The organism is Geobacillus sp. DSP4a (assembly GCF_013096875.1).
GTDB classification, from domain to species: domain Bacteria; phylum Bacillota; class Bacilli; order Bacillales; family Anoxybacillaceae; genus Geobacillus; species Geobacillus thermophilus.
In genome coordinates this window covers 18,848-39,218 of record NZ_SDLD01000015.1, presented here as the reverse complement: position 1 = coordinate 39,218, position 20,371 = coordinate 18,848, and the positions used below count along the sequence as shown (strand labels likewise).

Annotated in this window: 15 protein-coding genes; 2 read left to right on the top strand and 13 right to left on the bottom strand. The window is 56.2% G+C overall.

The window, feature by feature from the left end; genetic code table 11:
• Positions 1 to 52: 52 nt before the first annotated feature.
• The 9 genes from ETC02_RS07200 to aceA all read right to left on the bottom strand — a co-directional run bounded on the left by ETC02_RS07200 (position 53) and on the right by aceA (position 15,494).
• Positions 53 to 3,397, bottom strand: coding sequence for an AAA family ATPase (locus ETC02_RS07200; protein WP_050368293.1), 3,345 nt, complete (start codon positions 3,395 to 3,397; stop codon positions 53 to 55).
• A complete protein-coding gene (locus tag ETC02_RS07195; RefSeq protein ID WP_050368292.1) occupies positions 3,394 to 4,578 on the bottom strand; it encodes an exonuclease SbcCD subunit D in 1,185 nt (394 codons plus the stop codon). Before ETC02_RS07195 ends, ETC02_RS07200 begins: the two co-directional genes overlap by 4 nt.
• Positions 4,579 to 4,596: 18 nt before the next feature.
• Positions 4,597 to 8,325: a helicase-exonuclease AddAB subunit AddA gene (addA, locus tag ETC02_RS07190; protein ID WP_050368291.1), complete on the bottom strand. Its 3,729-nt coding sequence runs from the start codon at positions 8,323 to 8,325 to the stop codon at positions 4,597 to 4,599.
• Positions 8,322 to 11,828, bottom strand: a complete 3,507-nt coding sequence (gene addB, locus ETC02_RS07185) for a helicase-exonuclease AddAB subunit AddB (RefSeq protein ID WP_346771093.1) — start codon at positions 11,826 to 11,828, stop codon at positions 8,322 to 8,324. The genes addA and addB overlap by 4 nt, the downstream gene beginning before the upstream one ends.
• Before the next feature lie 138 nt (positions 11,829 to 11,966).
• Positions 11,967 to 12,521, bottom strand: coding sequence for a signal peptidase I (lepB, locus tag ETC02_RS07180; protein ID WP_063210525.1), 555 nt, complete (start codon positions 12,519 to 12,521; stop codon positions 11,967 to 11,969).
• On the bottom strand, positions 12,518 to 13,141 hold the full coding sequence (locus tag ETC02_RS07175) for a TVP38/TMEM64 family protein (RefSeq protein ID WP_171698154.1): 624 nt from the start codon (positions 13,139 to 13,141) through the stop codon (positions 12,518 to 12,520). Before ETC02_RS07175 ends, lepB begins: the two co-directional genes overlap by 4 nt.
• Before the next feature lie 100 nt (positions 13,142 to 13,241).
• Positions 13,242 to 13,781, bottom strand: a complete 540-nt coding sequence (locus ETC02_RS07170) for a competence protein ComK (RefSeq protein ID WP_050368288.1) — start codon at positions 13,779 to 13,781, stop codon at positions 13,242 to 13,244.
• A gap of 127 nt (positions 13,782 to 13,908) precedes the next feature.
• Positions 13,909 to 14,103 (bottom strand): hypothetical protein, encoded by a 195-nt coding sequence (locus tag ETC02_RS07165; RefSeq protein WP_033011626.1) that lies wholly within the window; start codon positions 14,101 to 14,103, stop codon positions 13,909 to 13,911.
• A gap of 104 nt (positions 14,104 to 14,207) precedes the next feature.
• Entirely contained in the window at positions 14,208 to 15,494 is a 1,287-nt protein-coding gene (gene aceA, locus ETC02_RS07160; RefSeq protein ID WP_047819222.1) for an isocitrate lyase, read from the bottom strand.
• 191 nt (positions 15,495 to 15,685) lie between these two features.
• Here aceA and ETC02_RS07155 point away from each other — a divergent pair, with 191 nt between their 5' ends.
• Positions 15,686 to 16,276 (top strand): SCO family protein, encoded by a 591-nt coding sequence (locus tag ETC02_RS07155; protein WP_033011623.1) that lies wholly within the window; start codon positions 15,686 to 15,688, stop codon positions 16,274 to 16,276.
• Positions 16,277 to 16,474: 198 nt separating this feature from the next.
• Here ETC02_RS07155 and ETC02_RS07150 read toward each other — a convergent pair whose 3' ends face one another.
• Both ETC02_RS07150 and ETC02_RS07145 read right to left on the bottom strand, forming a co-directional pair.
• Complete coding sequence (locus ETC02_RS07150; protein WP_033011622.1) at positions 16,475 to 16,780, bottom strand: AzlD domain-containing protein; 306 nt, start codon at positions 16,778 to 16,780, stop codon at positions 16,475 to 16,477.
• Positions 16,773 to 17,489, bottom strand: coding sequence for an AzlC family ABC transporter permease (locus tag ETC02_RS07145; protein ID WP_050368286.1), 717 nt, complete (start codon positions 17,487 to 17,489; stop codon positions 16,773 to 16,775). The genes ETC02_RS07150 and ETC02_RS07145 overlap by 8 nt, the downstream gene beginning before the upstream one ends.
• A gap of 149 nt (positions 17,490 to 17,638) precedes the next feature.
• Between ETC02_RS07145 and dat the strand changes: the two genes are divergently transcribed.
• Positions 17,639 to 18,499 (top strand): D-amino-acid transaminase, encoded by an 861-nt coding sequence (dat, locus tag ETC02_RS07140; RefSeq protein WP_063210519.1) that lies wholly within the window; start codon positions 17,639 to 17,641, stop codon positions 18,497 to 18,499.
• A gap of 57 nt (positions 18,500 to 18,556) precedes the next feature.
• On the opposite strand, the gene ETC02_RS07135 is transcribed toward dat, so the two are convergent.
• Entirely contained in the window at positions 18,557 to 19,354 is a 798-nt protein-coding gene (locus tag ETC02_RS07135) for an ABC transporter ATP-binding protein (RefSeq protein ID WP_033011617.1), read from the bottom strand.
• Complete coding sequence (locus tag ETC02_RS07130; protein ID WP_033011615.1) at positions 19,320 to 20,324, bottom strand: ABC transporter permease; 1,005 nt, start codon at positions 20,322 to 20,324, stop codon at positions 19,320 to 19,322. Before ETC02_RS07130 ends, ETC02_RS07135 begins: the two co-directional genes overlap by 35 nt.
• Between the last annotated feature and the right edge of the window lie 47 nt (positions 20,325 to 20,371).

Sequence of the window (20,371 nt, the reverse complement as noted above, 5' to 3'; positions counted from 1 at the left end):
GCGCAGCGGCCGCTGGCAACGCATCCGCCAAGCACTGCTCCCGACAGACGGGTTACATCCATTCAAGCCGGACGCGCGTGCCGGGGCCGGACGGCTCCGCCGGCTCGACAATGAGACGGCGCGGCAGCCGGTTGCGAATCTCTTGGACATGGCTGATGACGCCGACAGCCAGCTGCTGCGTATGCAACTTTTCCAAAGCAGAAACGACCGTATCGAGCAGCTCGGCATCCAATGTGCCAAACCCCTCGTCCAAAAAGAAAAACCGGAGCGGATATTCACCGCGCAACTGAATTTGCGCCGACAGCGCCAGCGCCAACGACAGCGATGTCAAAAACGTTTCCCCGCCGGACAGCGTCGACACCGGCCGCCGCACCCCACCGTTGGCATCATCGCGAATCAAAAACCCGCCTTGCGAATCGAGCTCAAGCGCATAGCGATGGCGCGTCAACTGCTGCAGCCGCTCAGACGCCATGATGGTCACCTGTTCGAGTTGCTCTTCCGCCATAAATTCGACAAAACTGTTGCCGCGAAGCAACGTTTGCAGCTGTTTGTACCGCTCAATTTGGCGGCCGAGAGTTGCCTGCCTCGCCTCCAATTCAACAAAACGGACATGTTTTTTTCTCAGCTCCGCCACTTTTCCGCGCACCGCGCCAAGCTGCTCGGTCATCATCTCGGTGTGCGCTTTCAACTCGTTGTATACTTGCTGCATCATCTCCCATTGTTCAGCGCTCACCGCTTCTTCGCCGATGACAGCCGCCAGCTGGGCGCGGCGGTGCTCAGCCTGCTCGACCTGGCGCCAGTAAAGGCGGATGGCTTCGTCCCATTCATCACATTGCGCTTTTGCCGCCCTCGACATTCGCACTTCTTCAGCATCAACGAACACAGTGCCGGCCAAGGCGCGGCGCCAGCGAGCGAGCGCTTCTTCCTCGCGGCGGGCCGCTTCCTCGCACGCCTGCTTCGCTGCCTTCGCCTCACTTTCTGTCGCCTGGTATTGCTGTTGGGCGCGCTGCCATTCATCGTACGCCTGCTGTTCGCCGTTTTGCAGCCGGCGCCATTCGGCTTCCGCTTCCCGCAGCTGCACACCTGCCGGGCCAGGTCCGGCCTTCTCGCGCCGTTGCCGCTCATATTCTTTCCACAGCTCCTGTTTGGCGCTCATAAGCGATTCGAGGCGCACCCGCTCCGCCTCAAGCCGGCGACGCTCCTCAGCCGCCTGTTCTTTTGCTCTTTGTTTTTCTTCTAAAAATGGAACGCTGTCTTCAAGCCGTTTTTGTACATCACGCCACATTTTCTCTTGTTCGCGCAGCTGCTCGTAAACCACCGCGATCGTTTCCAGTGAAAAGGAAGGATGCGCCTCGCGCCACTGCCGTTCAAGCTGCTGTTTCTCCTCTTCAAGGCGCTGTTTCTCCGCTTGCAGCGCTTCGATATCCGCTGCCGCCCATCGGCAGGCGTTTTCCGCTTCACGCCGCGCCGCTTCCGCCTCATTCCACTGCGACAACGCCCGGTAAACCGCTTCCTTTCGTTCAATGACATCCTGCCCGAGCGCCCGGACTTCAACGGCCATATCGACGGTTTCGCCTGCCGGGCGGACAGCCGCCTGAACAGGGGGTGTCCCGTGGCTGGCCGCCAGCGCGGCAAGCTGCTCAAGCTGCGCCTTGAATGAGAACAGTGTCTGCAAATCTTGTTCGCAACGCTGCCGCTCTTGCTCGAGCTCAGACAACCGACCAGAGGCTACCGTCTGCGGCCTGGCGGACGGATGCGGGTGCTCACGCGAGCCGCACACCGGGCACGGTTCACCGGGACGGAGCCGCTCAGCCAGAACCGCTGCCAGTTCGGCCGTCTGCGCCTCTTCGATCCGTTGCTGCTCCGCCTCGATCTGTCGCCGCAAAACATGCAGCCGCTTTTCGATATCTTGTTGCCGGCTGCAGACGGAATGGTGCGTTTGTTCAACAAGCTGAAACAGTTGATGAAGGCGGGCGCCGGCAGCGGCGGCGCGGCGCTCCCGCTCAGCCCGCTCTCGTTCGGCTTGGCGCCAGGCAGCTTCCTTTTGCTGGAGCTGCACATCGACGCGGGCGAGAGCGGACGCCGTTTGCTCAATGCGCCGCTTCTCTTCGCAGGCGCGCTCTATTTCGTCTTTGCCAGCGAGCGCAGCGGCATGCCGCTGCAACTCTTCTTTCAGCTCCTGTTGGCGCGCCAAGCCGCGCGCGTACCAGGCCTCCGCTTCCTCGAACTGACGCTGCACCGCTTTTTCCCGGTCCGCCAAGCGGTTCCACTCCTCATGGAGGGCGGCGAGCTCCGCCTTGAGTGTTTCCATTTTCCGTTCGAGCTGCTCCGCCTGCCGCAGCCGCTCCATTTGCACCAACAGCTCCGGCTCGCGCCGCGCTTTTTCCTGCCGCGCCTGCTCATAGCGGCGCACGGCATCCTCATAGTGGGCTTTGGCCGCCTCCAACTGTCGCAACGCCGCCTCCTGCCGCTGCAGCGCCGCGGCCTGCAGGAGGCGCATCTGTTCGTACTGCTCCCAGTACGGCCAAATGCGCTCCGCCTGCTCGGCCCGCCCTTTTTTCGCTTCAAGCGCCCGCACTTCGGGCTCCCGCCGGCGCAATGCCGATAATTCCGCTTCAACCGCTTCTTTTTCCTGCTGCCACGCCCGAAGCTGCCTCGCCCGTTCGATGTCTGCCTCGATTTTCTCAAGCTCTTTTTTGCGCTTGGCAAACAGCGCCGCAAGCTCCCGCTCCTCGGCTTCTGCCTGCTCAAGCGCCGCTTTCGAAGCATCGCCGAGCCCCGCTTTTTCCGCTTCGATTTTTTGCCATTCCTGCTCCGCGGCGGCGAGCCGCTCTTTTAACTTTTTATTCAACTCGTCACCGTATCGTTCAAGATGGAACAGGCGCTGCAGCATTTGCCGGCGCTCCGCCCCTTTGAGGGATAAAAACTCGGCAAACTTCCCTTGCGGCAAAACGACAGCGCGGGTAAAATCTTCCATAGTCAAACCAAGCAGCTGTACGACCGCCTTGTCTACATCAGAGAGCTTGTCCGCGAGCACGACCGGCTCGGCCTGATGTTCGATCAACCGGCAGACGGCGCTCCGCGTCCGCCATTCATCCGCCCTTTTCAAACTGCGTTCCACCGTGTACCGTTTTGCCCCAGCGGCATTTTCCAATTCGAACGTAAAGGAAACGAACAGTTCCTTTTCAGCGTGGTTGATGATCGCTTGTGTCCGATTGGCCGCCCGTCCGACACTTCCGAACAGCGCGAGCGTGATGGCATCCAAAATCGTCGATTTGCCGCTTCCGGTCGGTCCAAAAATGCCGAATACGCCGCCGTCGCAAAGGGCCGTAAAATCGATCGTTTGTTTTTCACGAAAGCTATGAAGCCCGGCGATCGTCAAGGAAATTGGCTTCATTCCTCTTCTCCTTCCCCTTCCTTCTCATCGGCCGCCAATTCCAAAAAAAGGCGCACAAGCTCTTCATCCGGTGTTTGTCCGCCGGTTTGACGTTCGTAAAAACGCCGGAACATTTCCACAAGGGAAAGCGGTTTGCGGTCTGTTTCAGCCGCCGCCTCCCGCTCCCGTTCCGGAAACACCGGGCGGATATGGATAAACCCTTGATGAAGCTTGCGCAGCCGTTGAATCTCTTCCATTGTCAACGGCTCGTTTACATGGACCTCTAAATCGATCCAGCACGACCGGTCTCTTCCTTCCTCGCACCAACGATACACTTGGGCAAGTCCGTCCGTCGCCTTCCAACGGACAAGCGGTTTGCCGGAAACAAGCGGAATCTCCGTCACGTTGGCCTTTCCGCCCGGCTGGACGTCGACAACCGTCACCGACTTGGTGTGCCCAGCTTCGGAAAAGCTGTAAGCAAGCGGTGAACCGGCGTAGCGCGCCGCCGTCTCCGCCCGTCTGACGTCCTGCGGGCGGTGCAAATGACCGAGCGCCACGTATTGCGCCGCCCCGGGCAAACTGGCAGCCGCCACCGTATAGGCGCCGCCCACCTCAATCGGCCGCTCGGAATCGGACGTATGGCCGCCAGCCACGTATAGATGGCTCATCACAACATTGACAGTTTCATCGGCAAATGAGGCGGCCATCGTAGCGAACAACGCCCGGATGCGGTCGTCGTACCGATCGCGAAGCGCGGTTTCCTTATGGTCGGATGACAATAGCTCAGCGAGCCGCGATTCAGACGGGTACGCCAACGGCGCAAGCATCATCGCCTCGCCGCACGACGGAACGTCAATTCGGCAAACTTCCGCCTGTGGGCGGCCAAAAAGGAAAATGTTGTAGTCGGAAAGCAGCGGCCGGGCGGCGCTGATGCGGTCCGGATGGTCATGGTTGCCGCTGATGACCGCAACCGGACGCCGGCCTTTATCGGACAGTCGGGCCAAACTCTCGTAAAACAGCTGCTCCGCCGCCGCCGGCGGATTGACGGAATCGAACACATCGCCAGCCATCAAGACGACATCGATTTGTTCTTTTGCTACAATCTCGACAAGTTCGTCGATAAACGCCTCTTGCTCCGCCAACCGGCTTCGGCCTTCAAGCGTCCGCCCGAGATGCCAGTCTGCCGTATGCAAAATGCGCATCGTCTTTCCCCCTCCGCGTCATTCCACCGCGATAATGTATTGGCCGTCAAACGAATACAAATAGCACTCCGCTACCGGCACGCGCCAAATTTGCTCAATCGCTTGCCGATACAGGCGCATTTGCGTTCCGTAGCGGCCGAGCAAAAAGCGGGCGGCCTCCTCTTTCTGGCCGGCAAAACGGCCGGTCACCTCATCCGTTTTATAGTCGATCATCACATAACCGCGCTCATCCGCAAACACACAGTCAATCACCCCTTGGACAAGCACCCGGCGGTCGTCTTCCATCCCGTCATGCCCGTAAAGATGGGAAGCCGGAAGCCCTAGACTGAATGGCACTTCCCGGTGCACCTCGCGGGCGGCGCAAAGGCGGCGGCCGATATCCGTAGCGAAAAAGGCGGCGATCGCGGCCGCATCGACCGCTTCGGCTTGCTCGGCCGACAACAGCTCTTTTTCGATGAGCCGACCCATTTGCTCACGGATGGACGCTTCACTGACCGGCGCACGCAAGTCGAGATGGCGCATGACGATATGAAGCGCGGTTCCTTTTTCCGCCGGCGTCAACGTTTTTTCCTGCATAAAGCGCGGCCGCGAGAAAATCGGCGCTGTTCCTTGGCGCAGCGGCCATTCACTCGCCAGCTCGCCAAACAGCACCCGTTGCTCTTTCAGCTCCGACACCGACTGTTTGGCGCGCACAATCGTCCCTTTTTCATAGCGATACCGCCATAACAAACGCCGCTCTGCTTCCTCTTTCCAGCCGCCGCCAGCCGGAACAGGGCGGCCATGTTCAAGCGCAGCGAGCATGCTCTCGTCCGCCTGGCCGGCAGCCGCCTCGCCGCTGCGCAGCTCGGCCGCGGGCACAATGGCAATACGCCATACGGACGGATGGGAGGCGATTTCATCCGGCGCCTTCTCTCCCGCTAAAATGCGCCCGTCGCGGTGGCGAATGAGCGCCCGGCCGATCCAGTCTAAATAGGAACGGGCCGATGCCCGCACATCGTCGGGAAGCAGCCATTCGCGTTCTCCCGCAACGCCTTTCCATTTTTCGATCTCCTTATCGGCATCGTTGACCGCGGCGAGCAAATAAAGCTTCTCTTTCGCTCTTGTCAGCGCAACGTACAAAATGCGCATTTCCTCGGCGAGCAGCTCGAGCCGCTTTTTCACTTGGATCGCCAGCAATGGCAGCGTTGGATAGCTGATGCGCAGCTGTGGGTGGACAAAACGGGCGCCAAAGCCGAGCTCTTTATCCAGCAAGTACGGATGATGCAAATCCCGCGTATAAAACGGGCGGGCGAGTCCGGCCAGAAAGACGACCGGAAACTCGAGCCCTTTGCTGCTATGGATCGTCATCACCCGCACGACATCTTCCTGCTCACCAAGCGGCCGGGCTGCTCCTAAATCATCGCCGCGCTCCTGCAGCCGCTCAATAAAGCGGAGAAAGCGGAACAGCCCGCGAAAGGCCGTCGATTCGTATTGGCGGGCGCGATCATACAAGGCGCGCAAATTGGCCTGCCGTTGCTTTCCACCCGGCAGCGCGCCGACAAAATCGTAAAATTGTGTATCGCGATACAGTTGCCAGATGAGGTCGGCCAACGAGCGGCGGCGGGCCATCGTGCGCCAGCGCCCGAGCTGCTCCAAAAACGCGGCCGCTTTTTTCTTGGCGGCCTCCTCCTCATCCGTTTCCGCCGGCTTTTGCCGGAACAACTGAAGCGCCTCATAAAACGTTCCTTTTGGATCGGCGAGGCGGATCATGGCCAGCTCGTTTTCATCAAAGCGAAACAGCGGCGAGCGGAGCACAGCGGCGAGCGGAATGTCTTGGTGCGGGTTGTCAATGACTTTCAGAAGCGACAGCATCACCGAAACTTCCGTCGCCTGAAAGTAGCCGGACGATAAATCGGCAGCCGCCGGAATGCCGTGCGCCTGCAGCTGCTCGATCATTTGCGGGGCGTTCGTCATCGAACGGACGAGCACAACGATGTCTCGGTACATGGCACGCCGCGGTTGCCCGCTTGAGCGGTCATGCACATAAAATGGCCGCGACACGATTTCTTTGATTTTCTCGGCCATTAGGCGCGCCTCCAGCTCGGAGCCCTCAAGCTCCGCTGCCTCTTCGTCCTCTTCTTCCGCCGCGCGCTGCCGGTTGATGATCATCACTTCCGGAACAGTATCCGCCCCATCCGGATAATCGGCGCCATACTTAAGCTGGGCTGCTTCATCGTACGCCATCTCCCCAACGGTTTCCCCCATGATTTGTGCAAAAAGGAAGTTCGTGCCGTCCAGCACCTCGGCGCGGCTGCGGAAATTGCGCGTCAAATCAATTCTCATTCCCCCTGCGGCCCCATCAGCGGCAAACCGTTTGTATTTGTCCAAAAACAGCATCGGCTCGGCGAGGCGAAAACGATAAATCGACTGCTTGACATCGCCGACCATAAATAAGTTGCCAGTCCGCTCGCTTCCTTTTTTGACGAGCTGCAAAATCGCTTCTTGCACAAGGTTCGTATCTTGATACTCATCGACAAGCACTTCATCAAACTGCGCTTGGTACTCCAAAGCGGCCGCCGATGGCTGCCATTCGCCCGTTTTCGGGTCGCGCTGCCGCAAAACATGCAGACAATAATGTTCCAAATCAGAAAAGTCGACGATCCCTTTTTCACGTTTCACGGCTTGAAACCTATCGGAAAAACGGCGGACAAGCGCAACGATCGTCTCAACCGCCGGCTTCATCTCCCGCATATGGCGGATCCAGACAGACGGGGGCAGCGAAAATATGTTGTCGCGCAGCGCTTCCAGTTTCTTCTTCGCCTGGTCGCGAAGCGATTTCGCCTCATCGACGAGCCACTTATCATAGTCATCGCCGCGACAGCCCGGAAGCCGGCCGAACGCCAGCGACTGCAAAGCACGATACAGTCCTTCCCACGATTGCGACCGCCATCTTTCAAGTTCAGCGACAACGGCGGCATCCTCGCGCAGCCGGTTCTCATACGGCCGCGGCCCGCCCGGTTCCTGCGCAAGACGCAACGCCCTTTCGATGAGCCGTTTGGCCGCTGCCAGCTCCATCGCCGCATGTTGGTTGATATAGCGCGATGGCAAAAGCGACTCGGGCGGCGTCTGTTCATCGACCTCATACATGGATACAAGGCCTTTCAGCCATTCATCGGGCGCGGGGTGGGAGCGGGAGAAGTCATGCAACGCGAAAATCATGTCTTGCAGCTCGGCATCGCTCCGGTCTCCGGTGTAAGCATCAATGACGGCAAAAAAGCGCTCGTTATCCGCCTTTCCATATTCCTCCTCAAGCAGCTCCTCAAGGACGTCCTCTTTCAGCAGTTCGATTTCTGTCTCATCAGCGATGCGAAACGACGGATCCAGATCGAGCAAATAATAATATTTGCGGATGACATCTAAGCAAAACGAATGGAGCGTCGAAATCGAGGCGCGGTTGAGCAGGCTGAGCTGGCGCCGCAAATGGAGCGAATGCGGCCGCTTGGCGAGTTCGCGCTCGAGCGCCTCGCCGATCCTTGCTTTCATCTCAGCCGCCGCAGCGTTCGTAAACGTGACGACAAGAAGGCGGTCAATATCGGTCGCCTCGTCTTCCGCCGTTACTTTTTGGATGATTCGCTCAACAAGAACGGCCGTTTTTCCAGACCCGGCCGCCGCAGCGACGAGAACGTCCCGGCCGCCGGCCACGATGGCTTTCCACTGTTCATCCGTCCACCGGCTTCCGGCCGGCTTCGGGCGAAACGCAACGCTCAAGACTCTCCCCTCCCTTTCGTTATATTCTTCATCACGTCTTCCCCCGTCTGTGGGGCAAGCTTTCGGAATTCGTTGCCGGACAGCGCCTCGTCAAATTGGCATATGGACTTAAAGGCGCAAAAGTCGCACGCTGTTTTGCTTTTCAGCTTGTACGGGGCAATCGATACAATGCCGTCAGCGATTTGTCCGCCAATATCGGCAAACAGACGGCGGACGTGCTGGCGAAGCGCATCAAAATCAGAAGCGCTCGCGACCGAAGACTGCGAATGAATCGCCCCGCTGCTCGTCAGCCTAACCGGCACAATCAGCGACCGCTGCCCTTTTTCCAATTGACTGTCCATCAGCCGGATTGCCTCCACATCGGCAAGCAGCAGACCGCGCATCCGAAACGGCTCAAGAAGTTGTTTCGCCATCTCCGCTTCATCGTCAAGCCACTGCTTCGCCTTCACAATCGGATTATGGACATGGAAATAGAGCACCCCAGCCGGCAGCGCCGGCTGTTTGACAAGTTGCTCAGCATACGTGAGCACAATGTCCAAATAGGTAAGCATTTGCAACGCCAAACCGTAATACACTTCCGTCAAATCAAGCGTTTTGGCGCTCGATTTGTAATCGATGATGCGAAGAAATACTCCTTCGCTGCTTTCTGCCTTGTCAACGCGGTCGATTCGCCCGACAAGCTCCATAACCGTCCCGTCGCGAAGTTGAAAGCGAAGCGGCGGCAAGTCGCCGCCCGGTCCAAACGCCAGCTCGAGCCCGATCGGAACAAAGCCGCTCGCCCGCGCATGCTCGCTCAACACGTGGGTCGTGCGGGCGACAACGTGTTTTAATTTCCGTTTCATATATTCATAGCGAGACGAACTGGACAGCACTTGCTGTTGAATGAGGGGGGCAAGCCGTTCGACCGCTTCATCCGACAGACGCTCGCAATCCGGTTGGGACAGTTCGCGCCAATCAACGTGCTGTTCGCGCAGCCGGTCGGCGATTTGTTTAATGGCCGCATGGAACAACTGGCCGACATCCGGCGCCTCGAGGCGGAAAATGCTTCGCTCCTTCAAGCGCAGCCCGTGTGAAATAAAATGGGCGTACGGGCATTTTTGAAACTGCTCCATGCGCGAGACGCTCGCCTGAATTTTTTTTCCGTACAACCGCCGGCTCCATTGTTTTTTCAACGGCGCGGCTTTGTTTGTATAAAACAGCGCCGACACCGCCTTTTGCACCCTCTCGTTCCATTCCGGGCGGGCGATGAACACGTTGTACACATCCCACCAAAGCGGATCGATGCCATAGTTTCGCTTCCATGCGCGCAGCTGGCTGACCAAATACGTTTGTGTCGCCTGCGGCGCTGTCACAAACGCCTCCGCCTTCTCTTCCGGAGCATCGAACGGATCGTTGCCGCACAAGCGCACCTTCACCTTCGGGAACAGCTCCGACAATTGTTTAATCAGCGGCGATGGCATGAGCGCTTTCCCTTCGCCATCGGCCAGCGGGTATGTAACATACAGCCGTTCGCTTGGACAGGCAAGCGCCAGGTAGATAAAAAACGGATCGTAAAACAGCTGTTCCCGGCTCCCCGGCGCAAGCGCCACACCGAGTTCGCGCAGCTGCTCCCGTTCGATTTCCGCCATAAGCCCATCCTCTTTCGCCCTGGCCGGAATGACGCCATCGTTGGCGCCAATGACAAACGCATACTTCACGCCGATGAGGCGCGAACGGTCGAGCTGGGCGACGATCACTTGATCGATGGCCGGCGGCACAAGGGAGAACTCAAGCCGGTCAAGCCCGGCCTCGATAATTTTGGCAAATTCGGCTAACGACAACGGTTCCGCTCCGAGCATTTCAACGTATTGATCAAGCAAATCGATGACCGCGTTCCACACCTGCTCATGCTGGCGCGCTTCCACGAGGCGGCCTTCCGCTTCCGCCTGCGCGCTCATTTGTTCCAGCTTTTTCGGAATCTGCAATTCTTCTAACAAGAGATATAGCGCCGTGCAATACCCGCGCCCGTCCTTAGCCCGGCGCAAACGGCGCTCAAGGCGGCGGAGCGGGGCGGCCAGCGTCTCCCGCCATTCGTTCAACTTGTCCTCAAATTGCCGTTCTTCATCCGTCTGCGGCACATTCAACCCGTCAAGCGCCCGGTAGCGCCGATACGGCCAGCGCTCGCCGCTCGTCCATTTGTCCCCCTTCATCCCATAAGCAAGAACATAGTTTTCGAGTTTGTCGGCTGCCTCGCGCCACATGACCAAGTCACCGTCCAACGGAAAGAGCAAATCCGTCTTCACAGCGCGAAACACCGCCTCATACCGCCAGTTTGTAGAAATGGTTTCCAAAGCAGCGCGCACAAGTTCAATGAGCGGATGATGGTGCATCGGCTCTTTTTCATCCATAAAATACGGGATGCCAAAATCAAAAAACACCGTCTTCACAAGGTCGCGGTACGCCTCCGTTTGGCGGATGACGAGCGCGATGTCGCGATAGCGCGCCCCTTCGTCGCGGACAAGGCGGATGATTTCCCGGGCGACCGCTTCCAGTTCTGCGCGGCGGTTGGCCGCCTCATAAAGGCAGACCGCACCGTCTTCCGCTTCGTAAGGCGGCAGCGGGCGGCGATGAAACTGCGCCTCGAGATGGGCGAGCGCCCCGCTTTGATGACGTCGGTTTTCCGCGAGCACGACCGGCTCTTCAAGCAAAACATCGTTGGCCAAGGCAAGCTCGCGCAACTGGCGGTACGTCTGCGCCGGCAGATAAAACAAGTCGAGCTCGTCCGGCATCGCACCATCATACGGGCGGTCGACCGTCAGGCAAACGGTGACCCGCCGGCAATGACGAAGAAGCTGCTCAATCACTATGTATTCTTGCGGGGCAAAATGATGGAATCCGTCGATATAAACATCGGCATCGCGCAAATAGCAAGAGCGGGGGATTTGTTCGGCGAGCAGGCGCAAATAATCTTCCGAATCGAGGTAATGGCCGCTTAAGCTCCGCTCGAGCTCTGCATAAACGAGCGCGACATCGCTGAGCTTATCGGCCAGCAGGCGCCGTCCCGGCCGGCTCGGCCCGCTTTCCAGCTCCTCGACACGGCGGCGAAGCTCGTCCGGCGTTAAGCAATACCGCTTGCATTCGGCGATCATCTCATGCAGCTGCTCGACAAAACCGCTTTTGTCCGCCGCGCGGCCAAACAGTTTAAGCTCCTGTTTCCGCTGTTCAATAATTTTGCGAATCATCATTTGCACGCCGACATCGTGGACGTGGTAGCGGTTCATGCCTCCCGTCTCCTGCAAGACGCGCCAGGCGAGGCGGGGGAAGCTGAACACTTGGGCGCGGATCATTCCTCCTGCTCCCTCGGTATGGATTAAGGCGTATTCACATTGAAACGTCATCTGCTCCGGAACGAGGTAAACAATCGTCTTTCCTCTCGGATCTTCCTGCAGCTTGCGGCGGATTTCCGCAAGACACATAGCCGTCTTCCCGCTTCCCGATCGTCCAAGCAAAAAGCGAAGCGACACGGCGATCACCACCATTCGTTTCCTTTATCTCTTCTATTTTAGCACATATGTTCGTATTTGGTAAAGAAAAAACTGCCTTCCTTGAAAGCAACCGCTCCCTTAGGCAAAACCGCCGCCGCACCTCGATGCGCCATTTTCTCAAAAATGGAAAGCAATCTCCCGAAACGGCCAATAGCGGAGGTCTACCTTGCCGACCACTTGACTGATTTTGACGAAGCTGAAATGGCGGCTGTCCCAACTGCTGAGCCGATTGTCGCCAAGGACAAAAATGCAGCCGGCCGGCACCCGCTTTTCTCCCGTCACCTCTTCAAGGGTAAAATCGCCTGTCAGCTTCCCGCTAAGGAGTTGCTGCTTATACGGCCGCAAATACGGTTCATCGACCTGTCGACCGTTAATATACAGCACATCGTTTTTGTACTCGATCCGATCCCCCGGCAGCCCGATGACCCGTTTCACGTAATCTTCCTTTTGATTGGCGTGAAACACGACGACATCAAACCGATGAATCGGGGCAATTTCATAACGGATCTTATTGACAATCAGCAAATTGCCGCTTTGCAGCGTCGGCATCATTGACTTTCCTTCCACCATATAATTGCTGAAAACGAAAAAACGGAGCATGGCGACAAACCCGACAGCGGCGAGCCATGGCCAACGGCGTCCCCGCTTCTTTCCTTGTTTCCGTTTGGTCACTCCCTGTCCCCCTCGCTGCGTTGTTTTTCCGTCAACGAAAATCTCGCCTCTACCCGTTTTCCCGCATACCAAAGCAGCAGCACAACAACAGCGATCGCCGCCGTACGCAACGGCTGGCGGACAAGCGCCACCAAGTCATACCCAATAAAGCTGATCGTAAAAATCATGATCATCTTTCCAAGCAAGACCGCTAATACAAACTGCTGGCGGCTGATGCGTGACAGACCGGCAACGATATTGACAAGCGCCGACGGGGTGAAAGGAAAGCAATACAGCAAAAACAGCGGCCCGAATCCGTGCCGTTCAATCCAGTGCATAAACTGGCGCACTTTTGGATGGCGGCGGACAAAATGAAAGAAACGCTGCTGGCCGATCTTCCGCGTCAGCCAAAAGACGATGAGCGAGCCGAGCGAAGCGCCAATCCAAGAAATGAAAAACCCTTTCCACAACCCGAATGCCGCTGCGTTCGCCATCACAAACACAACCATCGGCAAAATCGGAAAAAACGACTCGAGCAGCGTCGCCGCAATGCCGGGAAATATGCCGAAGGAACGGTAATGATCGAGCAAGGAAAGCACGTGGTCGAGCGTGAGCCATTGTTTGAACGTTTCCATATTCATCGTTCTTTCTCCATTCAAATGCCGTTTATATTTTTATTTTACACGCTCGGCCGTGCAATTTGAACTTTTGCTTGTGAAAACCCATTTTTTATCATGGCGGTTATTCCGTCACATGCTTTTCTTGCTGCATGCGATATACGTATTGCAGTTTGCGCTCCCTCGCCTCCATTCGCTCCGACAGTTTCGTCCGCAGCTGGGCCGTTCGGTGCAATTGGTTGATGAAAGATTTGCAGGACACATCGAGGACAACGCTTTTCCCATTGCGGAAGTATACAACCGTCCGCTCATATTTCGCAGGCTCATACCGATAGACGTGCATATGCGACAGCCAAACACAGCAGGAGTCTTTCGGGGAAGCGGTGGGAAAGAAGTAAATTTCGTTGGACGGTTCAATGGCGATCGGCGCTTTGTGGGTGATGCCGATCACGGCCTTTGTCCCCTCTTTTCTGCCTTGAAAGCTGCAGCCATAATAATCGCAGCTATGTCTAATAATGTCGAGGGGCGTTTGTTTGACAATGTACTCGCCATCTTCCTCGACGACCTTTGCATACAGGTCGTTGTTCAATAAATAGGGGAGAATCGCCATCGTATAACGGCTCACGACGAAATGGTTTAGGATGATAAATTCATTTACTTTCATCGTCTCATCTCCTCTCAACGAACTCACCACTCCTATCATACCACTAATAGTTATATTTTTCTATATTTTGAAAAAAGTTAGCGGGTTTTTTGCACAAAAAATCCCATGACGATCGTCATGGGCATTGTCAGGAGTTTTCAAACGTCTGGCCGATTTCTTTCATTGCTAAATACTCGTTCGCTTGCTCGAGCGCCGTATGTTCGCCGACCGAATCGCCTGCATACGTTTCCTCGTTCATCCACGATTGTTCAAAATGGAGATCGGTGCTGACGCGGAATTCGGCAGGGATTAGCTCCGGCAGACTATCTTTTTTCTTTTCCACTTCATCGCCTCCCTCCGTCTATAGAGTGCGCCAGCTTTTTCCTTTTATACACAAAAAAAGCCCGGTCAAACCGGGCTTCCGTCGATATACGGCAATAGCGTCCGTCAAGCGGTCGTAAACTGCTCCTCTTCCGTCGATCCTTTCAAGGCGACGGTGGATGCTTGACCGCCGGAGATGACTTGGGCGACTTCATCAAAATAGCCGGTGCCGACTTCGCGTTGATGGCGCGTTGCAGTGTAGCCATATTTTTCAGCGGCAAATTCTGCTTGCTGCAGTTCGGCGTATGCAGCCATGCCGCGTTCTTTGTAGCCGCGCGCCAGTTCAAACATGCTGTAGTTGAGCGCGTGGAATCCAGCCAGAGTAACGAACTGGAACTTGTACCCCATTTTGCCGAGCTCTTGCTGGAATTTGGCGATCGTTTCATCGTCCAATTTTTTCTTCCAGTTGAACGATGGCGAGCAGTTATAGGCGAGCAGCTTGCCAGGGAATTTTTCGTGAATGGCTTCCGCAAACCGGCGCGCTTCTTCCAAATTCGGTTCGCTCGTTTCGCACCAAATAAGGTCGGCGTACGGCGCATAGGCAAGTCCACGGGCGATCGCCTGATCGAGCCCTGCACGCGTGCGGTAAAATCCTTCCGGCGTCCGTTCACCGGTAATAAACTGTTGATCGCGTGGATCAATGTCGCTCGTAATCAAGTCGGCCGCATTGGCGTCCGTGCGGGCGATGAGCACGGTCGGGACGCCCATGACATCGGCGGCAAGCCGCGCCGCGATCAAGTTGCGCACCGCCGTTTGCGTCGGCAAAAGCACCTTGCCGCCCAAATGTCCGCATTTTTTCTCCGATGACAGCTGGTCTTCAAAATGGACACCGGCCGCTCCCGCTTCGATCATCGCTTTCATGAGCTCAAACACGTTCAGCTGGCCGCCGAACCCCGCCTCGGCATCAGCCACGATCGGAACAAAGTAGTCGATGTCTCCACTACCTTCCAAATATTGAATTTGATCAGCGCGCTGCAACGCCTGATTAATGCGTTTGACGACGTGCGGAACACTGTTGGACGGATACAAGCTTTGGTCCGGATACATTTGCCCGGCGAGGTTGGCGTCGGCTGCCACCTGCCATCCGCTTAAATAAATGGCTTTCAACCCGGCTTTCACTTGTTGCACGGCCTGATTCCCCGTCAACGCACCAAGCGCGTGGACATAGTCTTCGGTATGGAGCAGTTTCCATAGTTTTTCTGCGCCGCGCCGAGCGAGCGTATGTTCAATATCGATCGAGCCGCGCAGTTTAATGACATCTTCGGCGCTGTACGGGCGGACGATCCCTTTCCAGCGCTCTTCATTTTTCCAGCTTTCCTCTAATTGTCGGACACGTTCAGCAAATGACGCCATTTTTCCTTCCCCCATCTCTTTGTTATAATACATTATTTTTATTTACGGTTTTATTATATAACAGAAAGAAAAAAATGCAAGCTTTTTTTGAAACTTTTTTTGAATTAGGAAAATAGACACAAACTGTTCGTAAACAACACCGTTTTCCTATCCGTACTTTTGGTATGATCATAAATAGAGGAGTGATGGGAATGAGAAAGTGGTATACGATAGCAGCGTGCCTCGTACTGTTTGGAATCGGCGCCGGCATCTTTTACTTTACCGTTTATAAGCCATCTGCCGCTCGTCTTCCCCACGATGTCACAATGGAAACTGCCTGGGGGCGTCCGTATGCGTTCGGCGACTTGCCGCCGAAAGTGCGGCTCGTTGAGTTTATTTATACAAACTGTCCGGATATTTGTCCGAATACGACAATGCAAATGGCGAAACTGCGCGACCGGCTGGAGAGCGCCGGTGTATTTGGGCGGGATGTCGAATTTATCACCATCACGATTGACCCGGCCCGCGACACGAAAGAAAAGCTGCAAACATATGCCCGCACGTTTGGCGTAACCGGCGACGGGCAAGGCTGGGTATTTTTGCGCGGCAGCGAGGACGAAACAAAAAAAACAGCCGACGCCTTCGATTTTCAATACCGAGACCCAGGCAACGGGATGATTGTGCATACAGCGCTCGCGTACTTGCTTGACCGCGATGGCCGCGTCATTGAGCAGGTCGGGATGGGGACTTCGCGGTTTCACGTCGATGACGTATACGAAACCATTATGAATGAGTTGCCGTAATATCGCCGCAACAAAAAGGGGGGGCCCAAAAGGATCTGGACACCCCCTTTCGTTATATACACCGACCGCTTCTTCCGCACTATATTTTGTGTCTATCCTGAAGACAGACAGCCTTTTGGATCAACCCCGTTTGTTCTGGATGATGTGTGTTCCAGGGAAATCCGGCGCCTTTTGCCCCCTTGCCAAAGACAGCATCGTTCAAACGACGAGCGAATACAGACTGAGGACCGCAACCGCGGCAAGAACGACGACCATGACATTGGCCCCGAACCAAGCCGCAATGACAGCCGCCGCAAAACCAATGGCTCCGAACACAACATCATCTTGGATGAAAAAAACGTCAGGAATAATGAGCGCCCCAAGCACTGCATACGGCACGTTTTTCAGCACCCCTTGCCAAAACGGCGGCAGCTGGATGCGGCCGAGCAGCACAAACGGCAGCAGGCGGGGCAAGTACGTCACGACTCCCATGCCGATGATCATCCAGACGATCGTGCTATTCATCGCCGTTTCCTCCTTCTTTCGCCAGCCATTGAACGATGACAGCCGACAGCAACGTAGCCAACACGATCGACCATCCTTTCGACAAGTGAAGAACAAACGTGCCGATGGAATTAAACAAAGCGGACAGCCCCGCCAGCCATACGATTTTCCGTTGCTTTTTCAACGCCGGCACAAGCAGCCCGATAAACATGGCGTACAAGGCGATCGACATGCTTTCCTGCAGGCTTTCCGGCAGGCTCGCCCCTACGGCATGCCCAATGCCGGAATTGACCACCCAGCTGCCGTACGCCATGGCAATCAATCCAAACATATACGAAGCGTTGACCGTCCCCTTTTTCATCGCGGCCACTGAAAACGTTTCATCGGTGATGCCAAAGGCGTACAACGCTTTTTTCCAAAATGCATCCGGCTCGGCTTTTTCGCTCAGAGAAGCGGACATTAAAAAATGGCGAATATTTAAAATAAACGTCGTCAACACGATTTCCAACGCCCCGGTGCCGGCGGCAATCAAACTGAGGGCAATATATTGCGAAGCGCCGGCAAAGACAACAAGGCTCATCAGCACCGTTTCGCCAAGCGTCAGCCCAGTCGTCTTGGCGAGTAGTCCAAAAGCGAGCGCAATCGGCGTATAGCCAATGGCGATCGCCACCCCCGCTTGCACTCCTTGGCGAAACGGCGCCATCTTGCCAGCTTCCCATGTCGTTTCCACTGATCATCCCCCCGTCTTGCTAGATTAATAGCTCCATTATGCAAAAAAGAACGATGTTTCGCAACCCGAACATCCATCACAATTTTTCCTCTATGATATAATCAAATTGATTGACGATCGATTTGTCACAAGAAAAGGAGTGCACGTCCATGACCGTAAAACCATATGTTTTGACCGAACGCGGCTTCCTTCGTTCCGAACAAGTCGTCTATCCGATGGAAGAACGCGGCTTGCAATTTGGCGACGGCGTCTACGAAGTCGTTCGTCTATACAGCGGCACGTACATCTGGCTCCATGAACATCTCGACCGCCTATACCGCTCGGCGGCGGCCATTCGCCTCGCCGTTCCGTTCAGCCATGAAGAGTTGGCTGAGCGGCTCGAGCAGCTGCGCCGCATGAACGATGTGCGCGAAGATGCCATTTTGTATTTGCAAGTGACGCGGGGGAGCTTCCCGCGCAGCCATGCATTTCCGGCCGAAAACCGGCCGAACTTGTACGCCTACATTCAGCCGATGGCGCGAAAAACAGAGGAAATGGCGCGCGGCGTGCGCGCGATTTTGACCAAAGACGTCCGCTGGGAGTACTGCTGCATTAAAAGCTTGAACTTGCTGCCGAACGTACTTGCAAAACAAGAAGCCGTCGAGCGCGGAGCGTTTGAAGCGATTCTCCACCGCGACGGCGTCGTGACCGAGGGAAGTTCATCGAACATTTTCCTTGTCAAACACAAAACCGTCTATACTCACCCAGCGACGGAGCGGATTTTAAACGGCATCGTCCGCACCAAAGTGAAGGAATTTTGCGCTGAACTTGGCATTCCGTTCATCGAAAAGGCGTTTTCCGTCAGCAGTCTCGCCGAAGCCGATGAACTGTTTTTGACGAGCACCACCTCGGCGATCACTCCGATCGTCCAAGTAGAAGAAACATTGATCGGAAACGGCGAACCGGGGGACGTGACGAAAGCGCTGCAAGCCGCCTATCAAAAGGCGACCAAGCCGCTTCCAACCGCTTGACCCGTTCCGTTGCACCGAAAACGAGGCGCCCGCAACGTTGGGGCACCTCGTTTCGTTTTATGAACCGAGCACAGCGCGGTCGCTCGCAAACCGGCTGCCGCGGATGCGCTGAAACTCTTCCAACAGCCGCTCGACTGTCAATTTTTCTTTTTCCTCTCCCTCGGCCGTGAAAATAATTTGCCCGCCATCCATCATGATGAGCCGGTTGCCAAGGCGAATCGCCTGCTCCATATTGTGCGTGACCATCAGCGTCGTCAACTGATGCTGTCTGACAATTTCCTTCGTCAATTCGGTGACAAGCTCGGCCCGCGCCGGGTCGAGGGCGGCGGTATGTTCATCAAGCAAAAGCACATCCGGCTTTGTGAATGTGGCCATCAACAGTGAAAGCGCCTGCCGCTCCCCGCCGGAGAGAAGGCCGACTTTAGCGGCGAGCCGGTCTTCGAGCCCTAAATGGAGCGTTTGCAGCGTTTCCCGAAACCACTTTCGCTTTTCTCTTGTTACACCAAGACGCAGCGTGCGCCGTCTTGTTCGGTTGTAAGCGAGCGCCAAATTTTCCTCGATCGTCATATGGGGGGCGGTGCCGGCCATCGGATCTTGAAACACGCGGCCGATGTAGCGGGCGCGGGCATGTTCTTTGAGCGCCGTGACGTTGCGGCCGTTGATCCACACTTCACCCGTATCAGGGGACAGCCGGCCGGAAATGATATTCATCAACGTCGACTTTCCGGCGCCGTTGCTGCCGATGACCGTGACAAAATCGCCGGGGGCCAGCGTTAAATCAATCCCCCGCAAGGCGACTTTTTCATCAGCAGTTCCTTCGTTAAATACTTTTGTAATTCGTTTTAGCTCCAGCAACCGTCTCTCCCCTCTCAAGCTGTGCTGCTTTCCGTTTTTTCCTCTGTTTTTCTTTTTGCGCCGCCGCCACGTTCGGGACGATCAGCGCCAGTATCACAATCGCCGCCGTGATCAACTTTACATCGCCCGTCTCCAAAAACTCAACCCGCAGCGCAAGCGCCAAAATGAGCCGATACACAATGGCGCCGCCAATCACCGCCCATGTCGCTCGCGCAACCGAACGGGCGCCAAACAGCGCCTCTCCGATGATGACAGACGCAAGTCCGATGACGATCATCCCGATTCCCATGCCGACGTCGCTGAATCCGCCATACTGGGCAACAAGCGCCCCAGACAAGGCGACCAACGCATTCGACAGCCCGAGTCCGAAGACGATCAACCAGTCGGTGTTGGCGGAAAAACTGGCCACCATCGGTTTGTTGTCCCCGGTCGCCCGCAGCGCGATTCCGACTTCCGTTTTCAACAGCCAATCGAGCAGCCATTTCACCACGAGCGCGACGACGGCCATCGAAACGAGCACCGCCCACGTCCGCGGCGCAAACCCGGTGAAAGAAAACAGCTTGTTGAGCGTCTCATCCAATCCGGATTGCCGCCAGGCGGCAGTGATTTTCGTGATGACCGTTTCTTGCTGCAACAGCGGTACATTCGACTTTCCCATGATGCGCAAATTGATGGAATATAAAGCAATCATCATTAAAATGCCGGATAAAAGCGGATTGATTTTCCCTTTCGTATGCAAAAGCCCGGTCAGCGCCCCGGCGGCAAAGCCGGCCGCAAGCGCTGCAGCCGACGCAGCAAACGGATCCGCTCCGCCTGTGATGAGCACCGCGGCGACCGAAGCGCCGGTGACAAAGCTGCCGTCAACCGTTAAATCCGGAAAATCCAGCACGCGGAATGACAAATAGACGCCAAGCGCCATCACCGCATAAATCAACCCCGCTTCCACCGAACCAAACATCGCTGCCGACATGCCTACCCCCCCTGTTGGCAACAAATCCCTCCTTCAATGAAGGAGGG